The organism is Rhodococcus sp. EPR-147 (assembly GCF_001647185.1).
Taxonomy (GTDB): domain Bacteria; phylum Actinomycetota; class Actinomycetes; order Mycobacteriales; family Mycobacteriaceae; genus Rhodococcoides.
In genome coordinates this window covers 1-8,307 of sequence record NZ_LVCU01000506.1, presented here as the reverse complement: position 1 = coordinate 8,307, position 8,307 = coordinate 1, and the positions used below count along the sequence as shown (strand labels likewise).

The window sequence follows — 8,307 nt, the reverse complement described above, 5'->3', positions numbered from 1 at the left end:
CGTCGTGCACCGGGCGGTGAGGCCACTGCTCGACGGCTGCGTCGAGGTCGGCGTAGGTGAGTGTGCGACCCGCCCAGGAGATGGCGGTGTCGTTGTCGCGGCCTCGACCTCCCAGCGTGAGAGTCACGCCTTGATCAGGCCCGGGTACGCGCGGTGGACGCTCTTGGCGACGACGGTGGCGACGACGACCTTCGCGATGTCGCCGGGCAGGAACGGTCCGTTGGAGGTGATCGCGGCCCAGACTCCGACGTCGGTGCGCAGGATCAGACCGGCGATGCCGAATACATAGACGACGAGGATGCCACCGACCGCGTTGATCGCCAGGCCGAGCGCGATCGAGTACTTGGGGAGAATGCGGGCGGTGAGCCAGCCGATCAGCAACGCTGCCGGTATCCAGCCGATGAGGTAGCCGACGGTAGGCCCGGCCATGGCGGCGAGACCGGTGCGCCCGCCCGCCAGCAGCGGCAGGCCGATCATCGTCAGGGCGAGGAACACCAGGACCGCGGCCGTGCCCTTGCGGGGTCCGAGGATCGCGCCCGACAGGATGATGCCGAGGGTCTGCAGGGTGATGGGGACGCCCGAGAACCCGACCGTGATCGATCCCGGCAGGCCGAGCGCGGCGATGAGTGCTGCGAACACTGCGATCTGCGCCATGTCGCGGGCGGAGACGTTCATTCGGCTGACCTTACGGCTCGGCTGGCGGGTACTGCTGTCGACATCTGACACGGTGGCTCCTCGTGGAGTGGGGCGGTGACCTGCCCAAGAAACTTGAACGGCGTTCAAGGTAGCAGGCCAGCGGCCTGTGCCACACCGGCACGGGTGTGGTTCAGAAGGGCGGAGGGTCGTATCGGGTGCGGTCGTATCGAACGCGTGCATGAACGACGCGACAGTGTTCCAGGTAGGACCGTCGCTTCTCCGCCAACTCCCTTCGGTCGATACCCGTTGTCGCAGAACGACAGTCGTCCAGAGTCGGCGGTGCACACCCGCTGTACTCGAGCTCCCAGCGGGTGGGTTCGAGCAGGCTCGCTCCCGGCCTCGACGAGACCCTTCGCCGTCGGCGGGATGCGCGGGGAGTCGCGATCGACAACTCCGGCAACGTGACTCTGCGCAGACCGAGCGAGTTCGACCACAGAATCGCGCCGCCTGCGAGCATCACGGCCGACCACGCCCCCGAGGTCTTGGCCTGATGATGAAACACGCACACCGGCTGAAGATTGGTCACGATCGTCCAGCCGCCCCGACCGGGATCGTCGTGGTCGAACGGAACCAGATGATCGATCTGACACCGGGCCGCCGGCACGTCGCAGTTCGGGAAAGTGCACGTGCGATAGGCAGCCCGAACGAATGCCGCGACGCGGGCACCTGGCCGATACGTCACCGCAGACCGCGACGGAGCGGACTCGCCGCCATGACCGTCGGGAAAGATTCCGCGAGCACGCTCGGGCCGTTCGGTAATCCATGCAAGCCACCGTGCGACGAGCCCATCGCGGACAGACTCCTCCCCCAGTAGCGGGAGTGCAGGTGGGAGGCAGTGGGCACCCTTGAGGCGCACAGACGGAAGCTGGGCGGCACCTCGTACCCGACCCAGGCCGACCACCCGACGCAACAACGACGGCACCGCCGTAGAGAACGGTCCGAACGAACTCGACTGCATACCCGACCCACCGCCGCTGTGGGAGCCGGTTTGGCCGGGGCCGGAGTGCCCGGAACTTGGGCCGGAGCCACGGGGCGACTGCCCGCGGCCGGAATGCGAAGGACCGCCACCGGCTGAACCACCGTCGTGCGGACCACCGCCATCGGGGCCGCTGTCGTCTGGACCACCGCTATCCGGACCACCGTCGTCAGGGCCATCGCCATCCGGACCGCCACCGTCAGCACCGCCGTCGTCAGCACCGCCGTCGTCAGGGCCGCCTTCGGGGCCACCGTCCAACCCACCACTGTCAGGGCCGTCAACGTCCCGGCCGTCACCGTTCGATCCGCCGTCGCCCGTGTTTCCCTGTTCGGGCTTCAGCATCTCGACCAGCTCGGTCAGCAGCGCCTGCCACTTCGCATCCGTGGCGACGATGCGCGCCACTTCGGGGTCGATGGGCGTCCCGTCGGGGAGGCTCGCAGGCTCCGAGGACAGTCCCAGCAATGTCTCCACAGCCACCACGATCTGGAGGAGATGCCCGCGCCGAGGAGGAATGTCGTCGACAGCACCTGCCACCGGGCAGTCGTCGCCGCGATCGCACTGACACGCCAGTGAATGCTCGCCGTGCAGCAACGCCATCAGACCCGCGGCCCGCAGCGTCCCCGTCGATCGTGGGTCGCGCTTACAGACCGTCCCGACGATCCCGGTGATGAGCGCATCCGCCTCTGCCGCTTCGAGATCGGTGATCTTCGCAATGAGCGACGCGATCCCGCCCGGACCGGTGCGGTCGATCCGCACGCCGAGCTCCTCGGACTTCGCCGTCTCGCGGGCAGCTGCGGCACCGACCGGATCGGCCTTCATCCACAGCCGCCAGATCCGATTGCGTAGCGCCTGCGGACGCATCCGGCCACCCGCCGCACACACCTCGTATTCGATCTTCGCGATCGTCTCGTCACTGGCACGATGCAGCACCGAGGTGATCGTCACCACCGTCGACCAGTCGAAGCTGCCGGTGACGAAACGCAAGGCAGTCAACGGCATCCGATGCAAACGCTCCGCGACGTCGTGCACCACGGACGCATCGCGGCGCGTTCCCGTCATCGTCACGGCCAGATCGCACAGGGCACCGCGGACTGTCTCGCCCGGATCTCCACCGGCAGCTTCGGCTGCCTCGAGGCGCATCTCGAGCACGTCGCAGTAGGCGAGCACGGTCGCTGCCCGAGCGAGATTCTCGTTGACACGGTTGAGCGCGATGACGTCGAGAAACCCCGCGACGCAGTCATCGACCGGCGGCGTCTCCGCCGCTCCCCACCCCCCGGTATCGAACATGCATTCGATGATACGAGAGGGGTACGACAAGAAAATCCGAGAACAATTCGAGTCGTATCGGTATAACTGCAACAGTGGCCAGCTACACGATCCGCGACATCCGCCCGGGCGACGAGGAACAACTGGGCGCAGCGCACGTGGCAATCTGGAAGGCGACGTACGCGGGAATGATGAACAGCGCCAAGCTCGATGCACTACGCCCTCGCGATCGCATCGAACGCTGGGAGCAGATCATCGCCCGCCTCGACGAGCAGTCGAGCCGCGGTGTGCGCACCCGATGCGCCGTCGACACCAGTGATTCACGCATCGTCGGTTTCGCCACCGGCGGCCCACCACGCGACGACAATCCGCCGGCACCGACCGAACTGTGGTCACTGAACGTCGTGCCCGAGCTCCACGGCACCGGCGTCGCAACAGAACTCATGACGACCGTGATCGACCGGGAGGCATCCACCTATCTGTGGGTGGCAGCGGCCAACCATCGTGCGGTGGCGTTCTACCGCAAGCATCGGTTCGAGCTGGACGGCACCGAGAAGTTCGACCCGCTCTGGGAGTGCCTCGAAGCCCGCATGGTCAGGGCTTGACCGGCGGTTCTCGTCTGGACTCGTCGGGATCGAGCTTCTCGGGGTTCAGTACCACCTCGGCCACCATCGGAGTCGTCTCGACGGTCGAATCGCCGTACCGAACGGCCACCGTGTTCGGCAGGAAAGCTTCCAGCGCACGCGGGGTGATCCACCACAGCAGCGCCGAGAACAGAATCAGAATGTTGACCCACTGCAGAACTGTCGCCGCATTCTCGGACGGAATCACGCGATCGAACACCTGGATGTTCATCACCAATCCGTGGATGGCGATCAACACCCACAGTCGCCGGTAGCGGTAGAACACCCAGACCGCCGCGGCACCCCAGCACAGAGCCCACAGAAAACCGCCTCCGCCGAAGTACATGTAGAGGAGGCCCCGCATCGTGCCCGACAACGCCATGATCGCCCAGATCGGGACCCGGCCGACGAGCAACAACACCGGCAACGCCACCAGGATCGGCTCCTCCCGTAGACCCACGACGAGAGCGGAAACCACTGCGAGCCAATCGGACTCGACCGAGGCCGGGATCGAGAAGCTGAATCGGACGATGTCCAGCCGCGACAACACGAGCAGCGAAGCAGAAGCGGCACCGATCGCGGCACACCACGTGAGCGCAGCCTCGAACGCGGTCCCACTGCGGGCCGGCCACACCGTAGGCAGCTTCCGACGCCGAACGAACCAGACGATGGCGATCGCGACGGCACCCACCAACACCTGCGCCGCGCCGACAGCGAGATCGGCCCACTGATCCCTTATCGACAGAATCGGGGCCGGCGCGTCGGGCTCACGGAAACGCCACAGCGCACCCATCAGGCCGACCAAGTAGACGACGACCCAACCGGCCACCAAACCCAGGACGATCACGGCGGTACCGGCAGCGGTCAGACCACGCCGAGACGGGCGTTCAGCAAGCCCCGCGTCGACACCGGTCGTCACCAGGCCACCACCATTCCGCTCGATACAGCACCGCCGAACAGCTTGTCTATCACGCCCGGGCCGAGAATTCAGTACCGTCCTGGCGATACGAGCCGGGGGGTGCCCCTCACGACCGAGGGCCAGGCTCGGGTGTGTCGCTCGAATCCTCACCGCCGACGATGTCGTCTCGCAGTTCCGCAAGCAATCCCTTCTTCGGGGTGCCGCGGCGCGATTCCCAAATGTCGACCATCGCGAGTACCACCAGAACACAGCCGATCGGCCCGCCCTGGAACCAGAAGAACCGAAGGTCCAGAAGAACAGCGCCAGCACAGCTCCGACGACAATCACGACGATGCTGCGCACATTCCTTGCCTTCATCGTTTCCCTTTCATCGATTCGGACCGCAATCCGGTCAGACCAGGTTCAGTTCGATTGCCGCATCCGCGGCCAGTAGCGCGCCCACCACGAGCAACACCGTCGCCGACACGTCCCCACTCCAGTGATCCACGCGCCGGAGCAAAGTTGGCGTGAGCGACGAAACATATTCCTGCGCAAACACTCTGGCGATGAGCAGGACGAGAGCGGGTGAGAGCGTCACGAGCACGTACCCCGCGAGCAGTAACACCGAGAACTTCCACCCCAGACCGGACTCGACGACCGCGTCGATCGCCGCGAAGTAGGGCAGCATCGTCGCCACCTCCACCGCGGCCACAGCGACGGCGAGCACGACCACCCCTCGGACGCTTCTCGGGGGCCGCGCCCACCACGCACTGCTCGGGACTCGCCGCCGACGGTCACAGACCAGGCCCATGACCAGAACCACAAGACCCACCGCCAATCGAGTCCACGCGTCACCAGGAATCGCGACGCTCAGGCCATCGGTGGCCGCCCACAAGGCGACACCGACCCCGAAGTAGACCAGCCCCAACACGCCCAGATGCAGCAGAACGACACGCACCCGAAACGACGGCCGCAGCATCATCCACAGCGGAACCGCAAGAGTCCCGACGCCGATGCTGTCCACCAGCGCGAGCCCGATCAGCTGAATTAACACAGCTGTACCGTAACAGGACTACGACACAGTTGTGTCAAAAAGATTCCTGCGTGCTAGAACAGACCGATGCCGAAGATCGTCGACCACGACGCACGCCGGGCGGAGATCGTCGCCGCCGTGTGGCGCGTCATCGAACGAGCAGGAATGGACGGGGCGACGGTACGTAGCGTCGCCGCCGAAGCCGGCGTCTCCCCCGGATCACTTCGGTACTACTTCTCCAATCAGGGAGAACTTGTCCTCTTCGCGGCCGAGGCCATGACGCAACGCGTCGTGCAGCGGTTGGAGGCGCACCCCACCGACGGGGACGGACCGACGCGAGCGATCCGCGTCCTCGAGGAGATGCTGCCCCTCGACGAGGACCGCCGCGCCGAGGCGTCGGTATGGCTGGAAGCGATCGTGCGTGCCAGATTCGACGCGCGACTTGCCGCTCTCAAGGCGGCCGGGTGGTTCGGCAGCCGGTACCTGTGCCGGCTCGCGTGGGCGCACCTGCACGATCTCGACCGCCCGAACTCTCCCGCATTCACATTCGACCGCGCAGCGGACGAACACGCAGCGGCCGAACTGCATACCTACATCGACGGCCTGACGCTGCAGGCGGTGACGTACCCCGAGCAACTCGCGACCGAGGAGGTACGTCGGTTGCTGCGCACTTACCTGGAGCCGCGGTCCTGAGTCGAGTCGACAGGGAATCTGCGGCCGTAGTACCACCCGATCACCGCGACGACGACGCCCGCCGCGGCAATGGCACCCAACACCGATCCGAAGCCCGACGCATCCACGACGCGACCGACGGCCATGGGTGCCACGAGAAATCCGATCCGGGACACCAGCGACACGATCGAGATAGCCGCCGCCGAGGACACACCGGGAAGCCGCCCGGCCAGGCTGAAGACGATGGGAAACAGTGGGCTCGCGCCCAGGCCAGCAACCGCGAACGCCCCGATGACCAGGACCGGTAGATCCGCGGCCAGAACCGACAGGCCCAGGATGACGAGGAAAGCCACGGCCACCATTGACGCGCCTCCGCTCAGCACCGTCGACGGGCCGAACCGGTCGACGATCCGGTCTCCGACCAACCGACCGATCAGCATCGCGGCCGAGAACGCAACGAACGCCATGCCGGCCGAGCCCGGGCCCGCGCCCTCTTCGGTCGTCATGTAGACCGCGCTCCACGACTGCGGAAAGTCCTCCATCAGCCCGGCGAGCAACACCACGGCCCCCAGTAGGGCCAGTGCTGCGGTCGGACGCACGAGAACGGGGCCGGATGCCGGGTCCTCGTGATCGTCGAGCGCCACCGATTCCGGACCCACCAGACCCCGTCCGACGGCAACGAGAACGAGCATCAGCACCACCGCGACCACGCCGAAGTGCGCCACCACCGGCATCCGAATGCCGGCCGCGGCCGCGCCGGTCACTCCCCCGACGACGGCACCGACGCTCCAGGCGGCATGGAAGCCGCTCAGCAGCGACTTCCCCGCTCGTTCCTCCACGAGGACACCCTGCGCGTTCATCGAAATGTCCATCACAGCATCGGCACCGCCGAGCAGTACGAGCGCCGCCAGCAGCGTCCACCACGACACTGCGACCGCGGGCAGGACGAAGGCCGCACACAACAGCAGCCCCGAGGCGAGAATGGTCCACCGACTGCCGAACCGTCGGACCGACGCAGCGGCGACGGGGGCTGCCGCCAGCCCGCCGAGCCCGACACCGGTCAAGGCGAGGCCGAGCGTTGCGACGTCGATCGACAGTGAGTTCTGAATCTCCGGAATGCGGGGAGCCCAGTTCGCGAACACCGCGCCGTTGACGAAGAAGACGACGAGAACGGACAGCCTGGCACCAGTCATATCGATGCGAGCCTATCGTTCGTCGTCGGGCCGGATCCGTTACTCGAGGTAACGTCGATGGGATGCATGTGTCCGACCGCCTCACCGACCGCGTTCCCGAACGCTGGCTCGAGCCCCTCGTCAAGCACGCCGAGGCCCTCAAGTTCCTCATCGTCGGAGCGATCACCTTCGTCGTCACCGTCGTACTGTTCTTCGGCCTGAAGTGGACGATCCTGCAGGACAAGCCGGTGACAGCGAACGTTCTGGCCGTGCTGATCGCGACGATCGTGTCGTACATCCTCAACCGGGAATGGTCGTTCACAGCGCGTGGCGGACGACGTCGTCACCACGAGGCAGCGCTGTTCTTCGCCGTCGCCGGAACCGGCCTGGCAATCAACCAGCTACCGCTGTGGGTGTCGAGTTACGTGCTGGATCTGCGGTCGCCGAACGTGTCCTTCCTCACCGAGAACATCGCCGACTTCGTCAGCGGCTCCATCATCGGCACGTTGCTGGCAACCGCATTCCGATGGTGGGCGATGCGCAAGTTCGTCTTCCCGGAACCGGTGAACGTTCTTGCCGACCCCGCCGCCCTGACCGTTTACGGTGGACGGCATGGCGACCACTAGGACCCTCGTGCTCATGCGGCACGGAAAATCCGGCTACCCCGACGGAGTGCCGGATCACGAACGACCCTTGGCACCGCGCGGCCAACGCGAGGCGGCACTCGCCGGAGCCTGGATCACCGAACACGTCGGCCGCGTCGATGCAGTGCTGTGCTCGACGGCCCTGCGCACCCGCGAAACGCTGGCCGCTACCGGCATGGGCGACGCTCCCACCCGATTCGAGCGAGACATCTACGGCGGATCCGCGGACGAGATCATCGACGAAATCCGCCTTGCGGACACGTACTTCGACGACGTGACCGTCTCGACGCTGCTGGTCGTCGGACACGAACCCGGAATTCCCTGGAC

General features: G+C 66.3%; 10 protein-coding genes. 4 read left to right on the top strand and 6 right to left on the bottom strand.

Going from position 1 to position 8,307, the window contains the following annotated elements; translation table 11 throughout:
* Nucleotides 1-123: 123 nt before the first annotated feature.
* Both A2J02_RS21785 and A2J02_RS21780 read right to left on the bottom strand, forming a co-directional pair.
* On the bottom strand, nucleotides 124-675 hold the full coding sequence (locus A2J02_RS21785; RefSeq protein ID WP_176460393.1) for a biotin transporter BioY: 552 nt from the start codon (nucleotides 673-675) through the stop codon (nucleotides 124-126).
* 151 nt (nucleotides 676-826) lie between these two features.
* The gene (locus A2J02_RS21780; RefSeq protein ID WP_068053438.1) at nucleotides 827-2,959 is read right to left on the bottom strand and encodes an HNH endonuclease signature motif containing protein; all 2,133 of its coding nucleotides are present in this window, start codon (nucleotides 2,957-2,959) and stop codon (nucleotides 827-829) included.
* Nucleotides 2,960-3,033: 74 nt separating this feature from the next.
* Here A2J02_RS21780 and A2J02_RS21775 point away from each other — a divergent pair, with 74 nt between their 5' ends.
* The gene (locus tag A2J02_RS21775) at nucleotides 3,034-3,543 is read left to right on the top strand and encodes a GNAT family N-acetyltransferase (protein ID WP_068053435.1); all 510 of its coding nucleotides are present in this window, start codon (nucleotides 3,034-3,036) and stop codon (nucleotides 3,541-3,543) included.
* On the opposite strand, the gene A2J02_RS21770 is transcribed toward A2J02_RS21775, so the two are convergent.
* From A2J02_RS21770 to A2J02_RS21765, 3 genes are all read right to left on the bottom strand, one after another.
* On the bottom strand, nucleotides 3,533-4,480 hold the full coding sequence (locus tag A2J02_RS21770; RefSeq protein WP_068053432.1) for a CPBP family intramembrane glutamic endopeptidase: 948 nt from the start codon (nucleotides 4,478-4,480) through the stop codon (nucleotides 3,533-3,535). The two genes, A2J02_RS21775 and A2J02_RS21770, sit on opposite strands and share 11 nt — an antisense overlap.
* Nucleotides 4,481-4,586: 106 nt before the next feature.
* On the bottom strand, nucleotides 4,587-4,709 hold the full coding sequence (locus A2J02_RS28940) for a hypothetical protein (protein WP_269454890.1): 123 nt from the start codon (nucleotides 4,707-4,709) through the stop codon (nucleotides 4,587-4,589).
* Nucleotides 4,710-4,871: 162 nt separating this feature from the next.
* Nucleotides 4,872-5,513, bottom strand: coding sequence for a GAP family protein (locus A2J02_RS21765; protein WP_068053428.1), 642 nt, complete (start codon nucleotides 5,511-5,513; stop codon nucleotides 4,872-4,874).
* A 66-nt stretch (nucleotides 5,514-5,579) separates the two neighbouring features.
* Here A2J02_RS21765 and A2J02_RS21760 point away from each other — a divergent pair, with 66 nt between their 5' ends.
* Nucleotides 5,580-6,185 (top strand): TetR/AcrR family transcriptional regulator, encoded by a 606-nt coding sequence (locus A2J02_RS21760; RefSeq protein WP_068053425.1) that lies wholly within the window; start codon nucleotides 5,580-5,582, stop codon nucleotides 6,183-6,185.
* Here the strand turns inward: A2J02_RS21760 and A2J02_RS21755 are convergent.
* On the bottom strand, nucleotides 6,164-7,357 hold the full coding sequence (locus tag A2J02_RS21755; RefSeq protein ID WP_068053422.1) for an MFS transporter: 1,194 nt from the start codon (nucleotides 7,355-7,357) through the stop codon (nucleotides 6,164-6,166). The two genes, A2J02_RS21760 and A2J02_RS21755, sit on opposite strands and share 22 nt — an antisense overlap.
* Before the next feature lie 62 nt (nucleotides 7,358-7,419).
* On the opposite strand from A2J02_RS21755, the gene A2J02_RS21750 reads away from it, so the two are divergent.
* Nucleotides 7,420-7,962: a GtrA family protein gene (locus tag A2J02_RS21750; RefSeq protein WP_068053418.1), complete on the top strand. Its 543-nt coding sequence runs from the start codon at nucleotides 7,420-7,422 to the stop codon at nucleotides 7,960-7,962.
* A partial coding sequence (locus A2J02_RS21745) for a SixA phosphatase family protein (protein WP_068053441.1) occupies nucleotides 7,949-8,307 on the top strand: 359 nt, incomplete at its 3' end. The genes A2J02_RS21750 and A2J02_RS21745, both read left to right, overlap by 14 nt.